Origin of the sequence: Streptomyces sp. NPDC006743, assembly GCF_040703815.1 — a bacterium.
In the GTDB taxonomy this organism is placed as follows: domain Bacteria; phylum Actinomycetota; class Actinomycetes; order Streptomycetales; family Streptomycetaceae; genus Streptomyces.
On the sequence record NZ_JBEYJA010000020.1, the window covers coordinates 99,098 to 113,292 of the forward strand.

The window sequence follows — 14,195 nt, forward strand, 5'->3', positions numbered from 1 at the left end:
ATGGGAGTGGGAGTGAGTTCGGACGAGCGCACGTACCTCGTGGTGCGCAACCACGAGGAGCAGTACTCGATCTGGCCCGCCGGGCAGGACGTCCCGGCCGGCTGGGCCGCCGAGGGCTTCCAAGGCCCCAAGAGCGACTGCCTGGCACACATAGCCGAGGTATGGACTGATCTGCGGCCGCTGAGCCTGCGCCGCGCCGGTGACGACAAGGGAGCAGAGCGCGTTGGCTGAGAATGTGCAGAACCCGCCCATGGAGCCCCTCGCGGTGATCGGCATGAGCTGCCGGTTCGCCCCCGACCTCGACACCCCCGGCCAGCTCTGGGAGTTCCTGCGCGCCGGCGGCAGCGCGGTGGGCGAGATGCCCGGCCGCCGCTGGGACCCGTACGTGACGGACAGCCGCACCCGCGACATCCTGCGCACGACCACCCGCAAGGGCTCGTTCATGCGGGACATCGAGGGCTTCGACGCCGAGTTCTTCCAGATCACCCCCCGCGAGGCCGAGTACATCGACCCGCAGCAGCGGATCATGCTCGAACTGGCCTGGGAAGCCCTGTGCGACGCCGGAGTGCCGCCGGCCTCGCTGGCCGGCACCGACGCGAGCGTCTACGTGGCGGCGAACTCCAACGACTACGGCCGCCGCCTGCTCGAAGACCTGGACCGCACGGGCGCCTGGGCCGTGAACGGCACCACCTTCTACGGCATCGCCAACCGCATCTCGTACTTCCTGGACACGCACGGCCCCAGCATGGCCGTGGACACCGCCTGCGCCGGATCCCTGACCGCCCTGCACGTCGCCGGTCAGGCCCTGCACCGGGGCGAGACGAGCGTGGCCATCGTCGGCGGCATCAACATCATGGCCTCGCCGGCGCTGGTCGTGGCCCTGGACGCGGCCTCCGCGACCTCCCCCGACGGCCGCAGCAAGTCGTTCGACAAGGCGGCCGACGGCTACGGGCGCGGTGAGGGCGGCGGGGTCGTCGTGCTCAAGCGGCTGTCCGACGCGGTGCGCGACGGTGACCCGGTGCACGGACTCGTCCTGGCCAGCGGTGTCTTCCAGGACGGCCGCTCCGACGGCATGATGGCGCCGAACGGCAGTGCCCAGCAGCGCATGCTGGAAGAGATCTACCGGCGGTCCGGCATCGACCCCGGCACGGTGCAGTACGTCGAGGCGCACGGCACCGGCACCCAGCTCGGTGACGCCGCCGAGGCCCAGGCCATCGGCAGCGTCTTCGGCCCCGGCAGGGACGGCGACAACCCCCTGCTGATCGGGACGCTGAAGCCGAACGTCGGCCACGTCGAGGCGGCCTCCGGCATCGCCGGCGTGATCAAGGTCCTGCTGGCGATGCGCCACGGCGAACTGCCGCCCAGCCCGCACGAGGAGCCCGACCCCGCGCTCGGACTGGAGTCCCGGGGACTGCGCCTGGTCGCCGAGCCGACGCCGTGGCCGCGGGGCGAACACGGCATGCGCGCCGGAGTCTCCAGCTACGGCGTGGGCGGCTCGATCGCACACGCCGTACTGCAGCAGGCCCCACCGCGCCCGGACAGGACCGCGCGCCCGGCTGCCGCCGCCCCGGCCCGCCCCCGGGTCTTCCCGCTGTCCGCCGCCTCCGAGCAGGGCGTACGAGGACTGGCCGGCTCGGTCGCCGCGTGGCTGCGGGCACACCCCGAGACCGCCCTGGACGATCTCGCCCACACCTTCACCGCCCGCCGCTCCCATCTCTCCCGCCGGGCCGCCGTCGTGGCCGGCACCACGGAGGAACTGCTGGGCGGACTGGACGCGCTGGCCGACGGCGAGAACTCGCCCGCCGTGGTCCTGGAGTCCGCGTCCGGGTTCGGTGACGGCGGCGCGGCCGGGCCCGCCTGGGTCTTCTCCGGGCACGGCGCGCAGTGGTCCGGCATGGGCCGGGAACTGCTCACCACCGAGCCCGTGTTCGCCGAGGTCATCGACGAACTCGCCCCGGTCTTCTCCGAGGAGCTCGGATGGACCCCGCGCGAGGCGATCGAGGCGGGCGGCCCGTGGACCGTCGTCCGTACCCAGGCGATGACCTTCGCGATGCAGGTCGCCCTCGCCGAGGTGTGGACGGACCTGGGCCTGCGTCCGGGCGCGATCATCGGGCACTCGGTCGGCGAGATCGCCGCCGCCGCGGTGGCCGGCAGCCTGGACCGCGCGGAGGCGGCACGCTTCGCCTGCCGCCGCGCCCGCGCCCTGGAAAAGGTCGCCGGGCGTGGCGCGATGGCGATGGTGCCCATGGCGTTCGACGACGTCGCACAGCGGGTCGCCGACCGGGACGGCGTGGTCGCGGCGATCGCCGCCAGCCCCCTGTCGACCGTGGTGTCGGGCGACACGGCCGCGGTCGAGGCCCTGCTCACGGACCTGGCGGCCGACGGCATCCAGGCCCGCCGGGTCAACACCGACGTAGCCTTCCACAGCCCGCACGTACAGGAGATCCTCGACGAGGTCAGAGGGGCCGCCGCCGCACTGCGGGCCGGAACACCCCGGGTGACGCTGTACAGCACCGCCCTCGCCGACCCGCGCTCCGACGCTCCCCGCGAGGGCGAGTACTGGGCCACCAACCTGGCCGACCCGGTCCGCTTCCACCAGGCCGTACGCGCCGCGCTCGACGACGGCACCCGGGTCTTCCTGGAGGTCTCCTCGCACCCGGTGGTGGCCCACTCCATCACCGAGACCGCACTGGACGCCGGCGTCACCGACGCCCACGTGGCGATCACCCTGCGCAGGGAACAGCCGGAGCAGCGCACCGTGCTGGCCAACCTGGCCCGGCTCCACAGCCTCGGCACCCCGGTCACCTGGTCCTACGACGGTGACCTCGTGGACGTCCCCGCGGTGCGCTGGCAGCACAGGCCGTACTGGATCTTCCCGGACACCGCACCGGAACGGGGCGCGGGCTTCGGCCACGACCCGCAGACCCACACGCTCATCGGCGCGCGCACCACCGTCGCCAGCGCTCCGGTCCAGCGCGTCTGGCAGACCGAACTGCACATGGACAACCGTCCGTACGCGCAGTCGCACAAGGTCGTCGGCGTGGAGACGGTGCCCGCCTCCGTGGTGCTCAACTCGTTCATCGGCGCCGCCACCAACGAGGGCGAACGGGCCTGCGGACTGCGCGACATCGTCTTCCGCATCCCGCTGGCCGCGCACCCGACACGGGTGGTCCAGGTGGTGCTGGAGCAGGACAAGGTGCGCCTCGCCAGCCGCATCAAGCGGGACCAGGAGAGCGGCGGCGTCCGCGACGACGAGTGGCTGACCCACACCACCGCGACCGTCGTGCACGAGCCGGAGGTCGGGGCGAGTCCCATGGAGGACCCGGACGTCATCCGGGCCCGCTGCCCGGTGTCCTGGACCTGGGCCAAGGTCGACGGGATCTTCCGGACCATGGGCGTGGACGGCTACACCTTCCCCTGGGTCGTGGAGGAGCTCCTGCGCGGCGAGGACGAGCAGTTCTCCACGATCACGGTGGACCACACGCCGAAGCTGCACCCCTCCAGCTGGACCGCGGTCGTCGACGCCGCGCTGACCGCCAGCGGTGTGCTGGTGATGGACGAGAACTCGAACGTCCTGCGCACCTGCTCGCACCTGGAGTCCCTGTCGTTCGTCGGCCCCCCGCCGCCCAGGATCCACGTGCACACCGTGCGCGACCCGCGGACCCCGGACACCATCAGCATGACGGTGGCCGACGAGAGCGGCACCGTGGTCTGCGAGGCCCGGGGGCTGCGCTACGTCAAGGTCCAGGACATCGGCTCCGGCGCGGTCGGCCCGCGCGACCTGGTGCACGAACTCGCCTGGGAACCGGTGGAGATCCCCGCCGACGCGCCGGTCCCCTCGCGGGCTCTGGTGGTGGGCGGCGCCGCCGGCGCCCCCGCCCTGGTCGAGGCGCTCACCGCGCGCGGCGTGCGGGCACGGGCGGCAGCGGACGCGACCGCGATCGGTGACGCCTCGCTCACCTGCGCCGACGTGGTCGTCGTGGCGCCCGAGGCACTGCTGCCCGGGGAGGCGCCCGAGCAGGCGGCGCGCCGGTGCACGCAACTGCTCGTCGACGCCGTGCAACAGGTGGCGGCCGTCCCGGACGAGCAGCGGCGGCCCAGGGTGTGGGCGCTCACCCGCGGGGTACGGGCGGGCGCGACGGAAGCCGCGCTCGCGCACGCCCCGCTGTGGGGCGCCGGACGCATCGTCGCCGGCGAGCGCCCCGACCTGTGGGGCGGCGTGATCGACGCCGCGGAGGGCGTCGAGCCCCAGCAGGCGGCCTCGCTGATCGGCGCTCTGCCGCACACCGAGGACGTACTGTCGCTCGACGCCGAAGGCGTCACCGCCGCCCGGCTGCGCCAGGTCGCGCGGCCCGCGGAGCGCGAACCGGTGGACTGCCGCCCCGACGGCACGTACCTGGTCACCGGCGGTCTGGGCGCGCTCGGCCTGGAGGCCGCGCGCCATCTGGTCGAGCAGGGCGCCAGGCGTCTGGTGCTCATCGGCCGGCGGGGCCTTCCCTCCCGGTCGCGGTGGGCCCAGGTGGACGATCCCGCCGTGGCGGCGCAGATCGCCGCGGTCGTCGCCCTGGAGGCGGCGGGTGCCACGGTGCGTGTCCTCAGCCTGGACATCTCCGACGCCGAGGCGACAACCCGTGCCCTGGACCCGGGCGCTCTGGACATGCCGCCCGTCCGGGGCATCGTGCACTGCGCGGGTGTGGTCTCCGACGCACTGGTGGAGAAGACCGGTGCGGCGAACCTGGACACCACCATGGGTCCCAAGGCCGACGGCGCGATGGTCCTGCACCGGCTCTTCCCGGCCGGCACGCTGGACTTCTTCACGATGTTCTCCTCGTGCGGCCAGCTGGCACGGCTCACCGGCCAGGTCAGCTACGCCTCCGCGAACTCCTTCCTCGACGCGCTCGCCGCCCTGCGGCGTTCGCGGGGGGAGACGGGCACGACGAGCTTCGCGTGGGCGCAGTGGATCGGACGCGGCATGGGCGAGACCACCGGCAGGGCGACGATCCTGGAGGCGGAGTCCCGCGGACTCGGTGGCATCACCGTCTCCGAGGCGCTGCGCAGCTGGGCGTACGCGGACCGGTTCGCGCTGCCCTACGCGGCGGTGATGCGGGTCATGCCGGACCACACGCTGCCGGTGTTCTCCCACCTGTCCGTCACCGACGCGGGGGCGCAGAGCGCCGACGCCGGGGGTGTCGACTGGGCCACCGTGCCGGCCGGCGAACTGCCGGAACTGGTGCTGAAGGAGACCCACGAGCAGGTGGCCGCCGAGCTGAACCTGGCGGTGGACGACATCGCGATCGACCAGCCCCTGCTGGAACTCGGTGTCGACTCCGTGCTCACCGTGGCCCTCCGGGTACGACTGCACCGGTGTTTCGCGGTGGACCTGCCGCCGACGATCCTGTGGAGCAACCCGACGGTCCGCGCCCTCGCGGAGTTCCTCGCCGCCGAGGTCGGCGGTGCCGCCGCGGACGCCGATGAGACCGTCCCGGTCGACGGACTTCCGGCACCGCGAGGCGAGTCGGGAACCTCCGAGCAGCTCGACGCCGTGGCGGCCGCGGCCGGCTGACCGGCCGACCGGCCCGGGGTGACGACGATCTCGCCACCCCGGGCCGTCCGGGCCCGGGACGGCGCGACCCACCTGTCCCGGGCCCGCTCGTTGCGGATTTCCCAGAGGGTCGTCGAAGTATCGGTGCAGTATTTGTAGTATTGTTTCGCTGACGACTGCGGGTTTTTGTGTAGGACGTCGCACCGCAGAGGGGAAGCCCCACATGCCAGGTCAGGACTCAGTGCTGATCGAGGAATCGACACCTGGAAGACTGCGCGCCGATCACTTCGCTCAGCACGGTTGGGCACATGGCCGCCTGAGCGAGCCCACCGAGGGAAGCGACTGGGAACAGTTCAGCTCGGCCTGGGACGAACTCGTCCCGGACCCCTACCTCGGCGAGGAGCGGTGCCGACGCAACCGGCGGTTCGGCAGAGTGCTCGCCCACCGGGACGGTACGCTGGAGCCGCTGCGCGGAACCGACTTCTTCCAGAGCAAGGAGATCAACCGCGCCTTCGGCGGCCGGCTGCGTGTGTTCGAGCCGCTGACCGATGCCGTACTGGCGGGCCCCTGCCTTCCCCGGTTGCTGCGCGAGACCGTCGCCGTCGTCAACGAGGCGGCGGGGAAGCAGGACTGGGAACTCGGCATCCATTTCATCCGGGTCCTCGCGGATTCCGGTGAAAGCTCGGAACCGGCGCCGGAGGGCCGTCATTCGGACGGTCACGCCTACGTGGCCATACACCTGATCGACCGGCACCAGTGTGCCGGCGGACGTAACCAGCTGTTCCGCAACAACGAGTCGCAGGCACAGTTCTCGGTCGCCATGACCGAGCCGCTGGAGACCCTGATCGTGTCCGACACGACGATGGAACACAGCGTCAGCGAGATCCGGCCCGAACCCGGCACCGAGTCCGGCTGGCGGGACACCATGATCGTCGACTTCAACCGTGTGCCCGCCCCGGACGAAGTGACAGGACGCACGTACAGATTTCTCCGGTGATGGGGGATTGATGAGTCACGTGGCAAACACTTCAGTACTCACCGAAGGCGAACCGGACACGCGCGTGCTCAGACTCCCCGGAGCGGCATCGGCGCCGGAGTTCCGCCTGATCGACCTCGACGGCCTGCTCAACAACCGGGCGGTCACCGGCGTCCGCGACCTCGACTCCGGGCGGCTGAACGCCTGGGGGAACTCCTTCCCGGCAGCGGAGCTTCCCGAGCCCGGATCCCTGACCGAGGTGGCCGGCATCCCCTTCCTCTGGGCGAACGCGCACGCGACGGGGGACAACGTCCGGTGCGAGGGACAGGTCGTCGCCATCCCGCCGGGCCGGTACGACTGGATCCATCTCCTCGCCGCCTCCGAACGGCGCAGCGAGGACATCATCTGGGCCCACTACGACGACGGACACGCCGATCCCCTCCGGGTCGGAATCTCGGACTTCCTGGACGGCACCCCCGCGTTCGGAGAGCTCAGTGCCTTCCGCACCTCCCGGATGCACTACCCGCACCATGTCCAGGAGGGGCTGCCCACCACGATGTGGCTGACCCGGGTGGGGATGCCGCGCCACGGTGTCGCCCAGTCCCTGCGGCTGCCGCGTTCGGTCGCCATGCACATCTTCGCGCTCACCCTGCGGACCGCGGCCGACGTACGACTCGCGGAAGGGGCGACGGCATGACCACCACCGCACCGCCGGTCCGGCTCTGGACCCGCGACCTGGGCAGCTGCCTGCACGGCACCCTGGCGACGGCGCTGCTCCGCGACGGCCACGACCCGGTCACCGTCCTCGGCGCGCCCTGGGAGTTCCGCCGCCACCCCGGGGCGTGGAGCTCGGAGGAGTACTTCTTCTTCGCGGAACCCGATTCGCTCGCCGGCCGGCTCGCCCTCTACCACCCCTTCGAGTCGGCCTGGCACCGCAGCGACGGCGACGGCGTGGACGATCTGCGCGAGGCGCTCGCGGCAGGCGTGCTGCCCATCGCCGCCGTCGACAACTTCCATCTGCCCTTCCGGCCCGCCTTCCACGACGTGCACGCCGCACACCTCCTCGTGGTCTACCGGATCACCGACACCGAGGTGTACGTCTCCGACGCCCAGCCCCCCGCGTTCCAGGGCGCGATCCCCGTCGCCGACTTCCTGGCGAGCTGGGGATCGCTCAACCCGCCGGACGACGCGGACGTGTTCTTCAGCGCCAGCCCCAGTGGCCGCCGCTGGCTGAGCACCCGCATGACGGGCCCCGTCCCGGAACCGGACCGGCGCTGGGTCGGGCATGTCATCCGGGAGAACGTCGCCCGGTACCGGCAGGAGTCCCCCGCGGACACCCAGACGGGACTGTCCGGCCTGCGCCAGTACCTCGACCAGCTGTGCGCGCTCACCCCCGGCACGGACGCGGCGTCCGAGGCCCTGAGCGAGCTGTACGTCATCTCGTGGAACATCCAGGCCCAGAGCGGCCTGCACGCCGAGTTCCTGCGCACCCACGCGGTGAGATGGCGGATCCCGGAACTCGCGGAGGCGGCGGCCGGGGTCGACGCGGTGGCCCACGGCTGGACCGGGGTACGCATGACGGGCGCCCACTCACGCGTCTGGCAGCGGCACCGGCCGGAGGAACTGCGCGCGCACGCCACCACACTCGTCCGGCGCCTCGAAGCCGCCCTCGACCTGCTCGAACTCGCCGCGGACGCGGTGTCCTGACCGGGCCGGCACACAGCCGGCCGACGGCGCCTCCACCACCGCACACCGACCGTGAAGGGCAATCGTGGACAGAACTGCCATGCCCATAGCCGTAGTCGCCTCCCGGATACGCCGCGAGGAGCGACTGATCCTCGAAGCGTTCGAGCGGCTCGGGCTGCGCTGCGAGCACGTCGATCCGCGCGGGCTCAGGCTGCTGCTCGCCGACGGCCGCCCGCCCTACCGGGCCGCGCTGATGCGCGAGGTGAGCCACAGCCGTGCCGCCTCCGTCGCGACCACGCTGGAAGCGCTCGGGGTCCCCACCTGCAACAAGCCCGCCGTACTGGACGTCTGCGGCGACAAACTGCGCACCGCACTCGCCTTTCACAGCGCCGGGCTCCGGATGCCGCAGGCCGCGGCGACCTGGGGCACGGCGGCGGCCCTGGAAACGATGCCCAAACTCGGCTACCCCGTCGTGGTCAAACCCGTCACCGGTTCGTGGGGCCACCTGACCACGCGCGTCCGCGACGAGGAGCAGGCCCGGGCCGTCCTCGAACACCGTGCCGCCCTGCCGAACCCGCAGCAGCACGTCTTCTTCCTCCAGGAGCACATCGACAAACCCGGGCGCGACATCAAGGCCTACGTCGCGGGTGACCGGGTGATCTGCGCGATCTACAAGAACGCGGTCGACGACTGGCGGACCAACACCGCCATCGGAGGCGCGGCGACCCCCTGCCCGATCACCCCCGAACTGACGGAGCTGGCCGTCGCGGCGGCACACGCGGTGGGAGGCGGGTTCCTCGGCGTCGACCTGCTGATCGACCAGCAGGAGCGCCTCTACGCCAACGAGGTCAACCACACGCCCGAGTTCCACGGCGCCGTCGACGCGACCGGCATCGACGTCGCGCAAGGCATCGTCGAGTGGGCCGTAGCGGAGATCGAGGCCCGGGAAGGGGCGCAGGCATGAGCGCCACGGCCGGTCACCCCTCGCTGCTCGCGCTGTGGAGCGCGCCCCGCTCCCGCTCCACGGTGTTCTTCCGGATGATGGTGGAACGCCAGGACGTCCTGGCGCTGCACGAGCCGTTCTGCAACATCGCCAACGACGGCAGCACCGTCATCGACGGCCGAACGGTGCACGACACGGACACCTTGACGGACGCGCTCCTCGAACTCGCGGCGCAGCGCACGGTGTTCTTCAAGGACACCACCGACTGCCTCTACGACTCCGTGTTCGCACGCCAGGACTTCCTCAAGAGCGGGCACCACGCCTTCCTGCTGCGCGACCCGAGGGAGATCATCCCGTCGTACGCGGCCATCAAGCCGGACATGGCCTGCCACGAAGTGGGCATCGCCTACCTCCACCGCATCCATCAGGCAGTGCTCGACGCCGGCGGCAACGCGGTGATCCTGGACTCCGACGACTTCGTGGATCACCCGGAGGCGACCGTCCGGCAGTACTGCGCGACGGTGGGCCTGCCCTTTCGCGCCGACGCCCTCCAGTGGCAGCCGGGCCAGCGACCGGAGTGGAGCCAGTCCGCGCGCTGGCACACGGATGTCAGCGCCACCTCGACGATACGGCGCCGCGAGCGGACCTACGACAGGACGACGGACAACGACCCCCTGCTGCGACGCTTCTACGAACACCACCTTCCCTTCTACGAGTACCTGTGGGAGCGGCGGCTCCGGATCTCGTGACGGGACCGGGGACACCGACTCGCCGATGAAAAGGGCGCTCTGGCCGATCGAATCCGAGAGGTACGGCAGATGATCATTTCCAAACCCCCGTTCTGCCCGGTGCACTTCCAGGACTCCGACCTGCTCAACTCCGGATTCCACGCCGCCACGGACATGCACGCGCTCTGGGCCGACCTGCGTGAGAACCAGCCGCTCTACCGGGCCGACCCCGGCGGTGGCCGGGAGCCGTTCTGGGTCGTGACCCGCCACGAGGACGTCAGCCGGGTGCTGCGCAGCCACGGGGAGTTCTCCTCCCGGCGGGGCACCATCCTGTGCGTGCTCGACCTCAACACCGCGGACATCGCGTCCGACAACATGATGGCCGACACCGACCCGCCGCGGCACCGGGAGTTCCGGGAGCCGCTCAACAAGGCCTTCTCGCCCTCCGTGGTCGCCACTCAGGAGCGGCTGCTCAGAGACCTGTCGCGGGACCTGATCCAGTCGGTCCTGGAAGCCGGCGTGTACGACATCGCCCACAAGACGATGATGTTCCCGATGGCCGTCACGGGCACGCTCATGGGCCTGCCCCCCGAGTCCTGGGAAAGGCTCGCGGAGCTGGTCATGATGACGATCGCCTACGACGACCCCGACTACTCCGCCGGCAGCGCGCAGGCCACCGTGCGCCAGGCCCGGCACGAGCTGTTCGAGTACTTCCAGAAGGAGTACGCGCAGCGGAGCCGGGACGACGTCGACCCCGACGTCATCGGCGCGATGGTCGGGATGGATCTTTCGGAAGGACCGATGACGCAGGAGCAGGTCCTCCTCAACGCCTTCGTGCTGCTCATCGGCGCGAACGTCACCACGCCGCACGCGCTGTGCACCCTGATGTCCGTGATGGCCGAACACCCGGAGCAGTACCGGGCCGTACAGGAGAACCCCGAGCTGCGGGCGTCCTGCCTCCAGGAGCTCCTGCGCTGGTCCTCCCCGGTCACCGCGCTGATGCGGTACGCCGTCAAGGACGTGGAGATGCACGGCCGGACCATCCGGGCGGGCGAGCCGGTCACCGCCTGGATCGGCGCGGCCAACCGGGACGAGAGGGTCTTCCCCGACCCCTACACCTTCGACGTCGCACGACGGCCGAACAAGCACCTCGCCTTCGGCCTGGGACCGCACTACTGCATCGGCGCCAACCTGGCCAAGGTCGGCCTCGACATCTTCCTCGACGAACTCCTGGAGCGGGTGGAGAGCATCGAGATCGCCGGCGAGGTGAAGCACGTCGCCTCCCACTTCGTGCCCGGCTACAAGAGCATGCCGGTGCGGTTCACCCCCCGTCAGGCACACGTACGGTGAGCAGCTACCCCCTGCACCGCCCCGACGCCCGGCTGTGGTTCGACCGCCGGTTCCGCTCCGCCGCGGCGACACACAGTCTGTACTGCTTCCCTTTCGCCGGTGGCTCCGCGACCTACTACGCCGACTGGGCACCGCACTGCGCGAGCCCCGTCGAACTGGTGCCGGTGCAGCTGCCCGGCCGTGGTGGCCGCATGACCGAGCCGTCGGCCAAGGACCTGGTGCAGCTCGCCGAGGAGATCGCCGACACCATCGCCGCCGAACCCACGCGGACCCTCCTGTACGGGCACAGCATGGGAGCCATGCTCGCGTTCGAGGTCGCCCGGCGCCTTCAGACGCTGAACCGGCCGGTGCGGCACCTCTTCGTCAGCGGCCGCCCCGCACCGACGATCGTCCGTCCGATCGCCCCCGTCAGCCACCTGCCCCGCGCCGAGTTCATCCAGATGCTGCGCGACTACGGCGCCGCCGACCAGACGGTCTTCGAGCACGACGAACTGCTGGACCTGCTCCTGCCGATGATCCGGGCGGACTTCGCGATGATCGAGAACTACCGGTACCAGGAGGCACCGCGGCTCTCGTGCCCGATCTCCGCCTGGTGCGGAGACGCCGACCCGGAGGTGCCTGCGACCGCGATGCGCGGCTGGGGCGAGCAGACATCGGGAGAGTTCACCCTCTCCGTGCTGCCGGGCGGGCACTTCTTCCTGACCGAGCACCGGGCCGAGATCATGCGGGCCGTACAGGGCGCGATCCGTCGAGTGCGTTGACTACCGACAAGGAGTGAGAGCGTGGACTTCGATGTGCCACCTCAGAGCGTCGACTTCGCGAACGAGGTCGAGGAGATTCTGACGGCCCCGGAGACGGAACGGCTGCTGCGGGAGCTCGCCACCCGGCAGGACGGCATGGACGGCGACCCCCGTGCCCTGTACCGGTATCTGGGCGACGCCGGAATCCTCGCTCCCTCCTGGCCGGTCGAGTACGGCGGCAGGGGCGCCGACTTCACCGCGACCGTGGCGCTGCTGGAGAAGCTCGTCGCCCACCGGATACCGCAGAATCTGTACTGCATCTCGGTGCAGAACGTCGGCTCCCTGATCCTGGCGGCGGGCTCGGAGCAGCAGCGCCGGACGCTGCTGCCCGCCCTGGCGAGCACCGAACTCACGTCGTGCATCCTGTTCACCGAGCCCGGCAACGGATCCGACCTGGCAGGCATCACCACGACCGCGGTGCGCGACGGTGCCGGCTGGGTCCTCAACGGGCGCAAGACCTACAACCTCAAGAGCGCCTACGCCGACATCGCGCTCATCGCGGTACGGACCGATCCGCAGAGCAGCCAGTACGAGGGACTCACCCTCTTCCTCGTCCCGCTGGACGCACCCGGTGTCGTCATCCGCCCCATTCCCAGTCTGGCGAACGAGCAGTTCCACGACATCTGGTTCACCGATGTGCGGGTCGACGAGTCGGCGCTGTTCGGCCAGGTCGGCGAGGGCTGGTCGCTGATCACCCAGATGTTCGCCGCGGAGCGTACCGGCCTGGACTACTACGCGCGGGGACGCCACTGGCTGGATCTCGTCGCGCAACGTGTCGACAGGGACGGAGCCGAGCGGTCCGAGGCCGTACGCACCGGACTGGCCCGTCACGAGGCGCGGATCACCGCGAGCAGACTGCTGAGCTGCCAGGTCATGCAGAACCTCCAGGACGGCAGGCCCGACATCGCCGAATCCTCGTTCGCGAAATGGCACTGCAGCGAATCGGCCCAGCGCATCGCCTGGTGGGCCCTGGACACCCTGGGCCAGGACCTGCTGGAGCCCGGGTCCGACCCCGGTGACCGCACACTGGAGGCGGCCTTCCGAGAGGCACCGGGCATGACCATCTCCGGCGGGGCCTCGGAGGTCATGCTGGACATTTTGAGCAGCGCCCGGGTATTCACCCACGCCCCGAGGGAGGACTGACCGCGATGGACCTGCGACCTGATCCGTTCCAACAGCGTCTGCGCAGCGCCGTGGACACGGTCCTCACCCGCACCGGCGACCTTCCCGCCCAACTGGCGGACATCGGCGTGCCCTCCCTCGGCGCTCCGGAGCGCCTCGGCGGCTTCGCGCTCGGACTCAGCGCCGACATCGTCGTGAACGAACGCCTCGGACACGGACTGGAACCGCTCGACAGCTACCGGGCGACCGCGTTCGCGCTCGACCTGCTCGACTGCGACGGCGCCCCCACGGAACTGCTGGCCGGGATCCTCGCGGACCTGTACAAGGGCACCCGGCACGCGGTGGTCGTGGGGACACGAGGCGGCGACGCCGTACAAGTGCGCGACGGAGACCGGCTGTGGGGCGAGTCGGAATCGCTGCCTCCCGGTGACATCGCGCTGTGCGTCGTGCGAACCACCGGCGCCGACGGCGACGCGTGGCACCTGGTGATTCCGGAACCCGGCACCTGCGTCACGGAGCCCGCAGAGCATCTCGGCACACCCGCCTCGCGGTTGAAGTTCCGCGGTGCGCCTTCCCGGTCCCTGCCGGTGACCGACGCGCACTGGCAGCGAGCCCTCGCGGCGGCGCGGATCCGGCAGGCGGCACTGCTGCTGGGCATCGCCGACTGGATCGTCGATGTGGCCCGCGCCCATGCCAACACCCGTACCCAGTCCGGCAAACCGCTCGTGGAGCGGCAGACGGTCGCGCACCGGCTGGCCGTCCTGATCGGCGAGGGGGAGGGCTGGAAGCTTCTGCTGAACAAGGCGGCCTGGGAGTTCGACCGCGGCGGACACCCCGACGCGGCGGCGATGCTGGCGGTGGCCGGCGAACACGCGCAGCTCGCCAGCCGCATCGCCCTCCAGCTCCACGGCGTACGGGGAATGCTCGCGCACTCGACAGCGGCGTCCGTGTACCGGCTGGTGGCCGTGGAGTCGGTGCGGCTGGGCACCCCCGCCGCGCTGTGGCGGGAAGCCGGATCCGTCGCCTGACTCCGGTCCACCCACATTCG

Annotated in this window: 11 protein-coding genes; all 11 read left to right on the plus strand. The window is 71.2% G+C overall.

Features of this window, described 5'->3' with window-relative positions:
• The 11 genes from ABZ719_RS18730 (at nt 1) to ABZ719_RS18780 (ending at nt 14,175) form a co-directional block, all read left to right on the plus strand.
• On the plus strand, nt 1-231 hold the full coding sequence (locus tag ABZ719_RS18730) for an MbtH family NRPS accessory protein (RefSeq protein WP_366726278.1): 231 nt from the start codon (nt 1-3) through the stop codon (nt 229-231).
• Nucleotides 224-5,563 (plus strand): type I polyketide synthase, encoded by a 5,340-nt coding sequence (locus tag ABZ719_RS18735; protein WP_366726279.1) that lies wholly within the window; start codon nt 224-226, stop codon nt 5,561-5,563. The genes ABZ719_RS18730 and ABZ719_RS18735 overlap by 8 nt, the downstream gene beginning before the upstream one ends.
• Nucleotides 5,564-5,765: 202 nt before the next feature.
• On the plus strand, nt 5,766-6,539 hold the full coding sequence (locus tag ABZ719_RS18740; protein WP_366726280.1) for a 2OG-Fe dioxygenase family protein: 774 nt from the start codon (nt 5,766-5,768) through the stop codon (nt 6,537-6,539).
• A 19-nt stretch (nt 6,540-6,558) separates the two neighbouring features.
• The gene (locus ABZ719_RS18745) at nt 6,559-7,215 is read left to right on the plus strand and encodes a hypothetical protein (RefSeq protein WP_366726281.1); all 657 of its coding nucleotides are present in this window, start codon (nt 6,559-6,561) and stop codon (nt 7,213-7,215) included.
• Nucleotides 7,212-8,225 carry a BtrH N-terminal domain-containing protein gene (locus tag ABZ719_RS18750; protein ID WP_366726282.1) on the plus strand — a complete coding sequence of 338 codons (1,014 nt, stop codon included), beginning with the start codon at nt 7,212-7,214 and terminating at the stop codon, nt 8,223-8,225. The genes ABZ719_RS18745 and ABZ719_RS18750 overlap by 4 nt, the downstream gene beginning before the upstream one ends.
• 79 nt (nt 8,226-8,304) lie before the next feature.
• Nucleotides 8,305-9,168, plus strand: a complete 864-nt coding sequence (lysX, locus tag ABZ719_RS18755) for a lysine biosynthesis protein LysX (RefSeq protein WP_366726283.1) — start codon at nt 8,305-8,307, stop codon at nt 9,166-9,168.
• A complete protein-coding gene (locus ABZ719_RS18760; RefSeq protein WP_366726284.1) occupies nt 9,165-9,896 on the plus strand; it encodes a sulfotransferase family protein in 732 nt (243 codons plus the stop codon). The genes lysX and ABZ719_RS18760 overlap by 4 nt, the downstream gene beginning before the upstream one ends.
• A gap of 69 nt (nt 9,897-9,965) precedes the next feature.
• Nucleotides 9,966-11,225: a cytochrome P450 gene (locus tag ABZ719_RS18765; protein WP_366726285.1), complete on the plus strand. Its 1,260-nt coding sequence runs from the start codon at nt 9,966-9,968 to the stop codon at nt 11,223-11,225.
• Nucleotides 11,222-11,986 carry an alpha/beta fold hydrolase gene (locus tag ABZ719_RS18770; RefSeq protein ID WP_366726286.1) on the plus strand — a complete coding sequence of 255 codons (765 nt, stop codon included), beginning with the start codon at nt 11,222-11,224 and terminating at the stop codon, nt 11,984-11,986. Before ABZ719_RS18765 ends, ABZ719_RS18770 begins: the two co-directional genes overlap by 4 nt.
• A 21-nt stretch (nt 11,987-12,007) precedes the next feature.
• Nucleotides 12,008-13,168, plus strand: coding sequence for an acyl-CoA dehydrogenase family protein (locus ABZ719_RS18775; protein WP_366726287.1), 1,161 nt, complete (start codon nt 12,008-12,010; stop codon nt 13,166-13,168).
• A gap of 5 nt (nt 13,169-13,173) precedes the next feature.
• On the plus strand, nt 13,174-14,175 hold the full coding sequence (locus tag ABZ719_RS18780; protein ID WP_366726288.1) for an acyl-CoA dehydrogenase family protein: 1,002 nt from the start codon (nt 13,174-13,176) through the stop codon (nt 14,173-14,175).
• Nucleotides 14,176-14,195 lie beyond the last annotated feature (20 nt).

Bases quoted from the DNA above. Each gene is read 5' to 3' on its own strand.
- ABZ719_RS18780 (WP_366726288.1), top strand. From the start codon at position 13,174: ATGGACCTGCGACCTGATCCGTTCCAACAGCGTCTGCGCAGCGCCGTG.
- ABZ719_RS18765 (WP_366726285.1), top strand. From the start codon at position 9,966: ATGATCATTTCCAAACCCCCGTTCTGCCCGGTGCACTTCCAGGACTCC.
- ABZ719_RS18750 (WP_366726282.1), top strand. From the start codon at position 7,212: ATGACCACCACCGCACCGCCGGTCCGGCTCTGGACCCGCGACCTGGGC.
- lysX (WP_366726283.1), top strand. From the start codon at position 8,305: ATGCCCATAGCCGTAGTCGCCTCCCGGATACGCCGCGAGGAGCGACTG.
- ABZ719_RS18760 (WP_366726284.1), top strand. From the start codon at position 9,165: ATGAGCGCCACGGCCGGTCACCCCTCGCTGCTCGCGCTGTGGAGCGCG.
- ABZ719_RS18730 (WP_366726278.1), top strand. From the start codon at position 1: ATGGGAGTGGGAGTGAGTTCGGACGAGCGCACGTACCTCGTGGTGCGC.
- ABZ719_RS18740 (WP_366726280.1), top strand. From the start codon at position 5,766: ATGCCAGGTCAGGACTCAGTGCTGATCGAGGAATCGACACCTGGAAGA.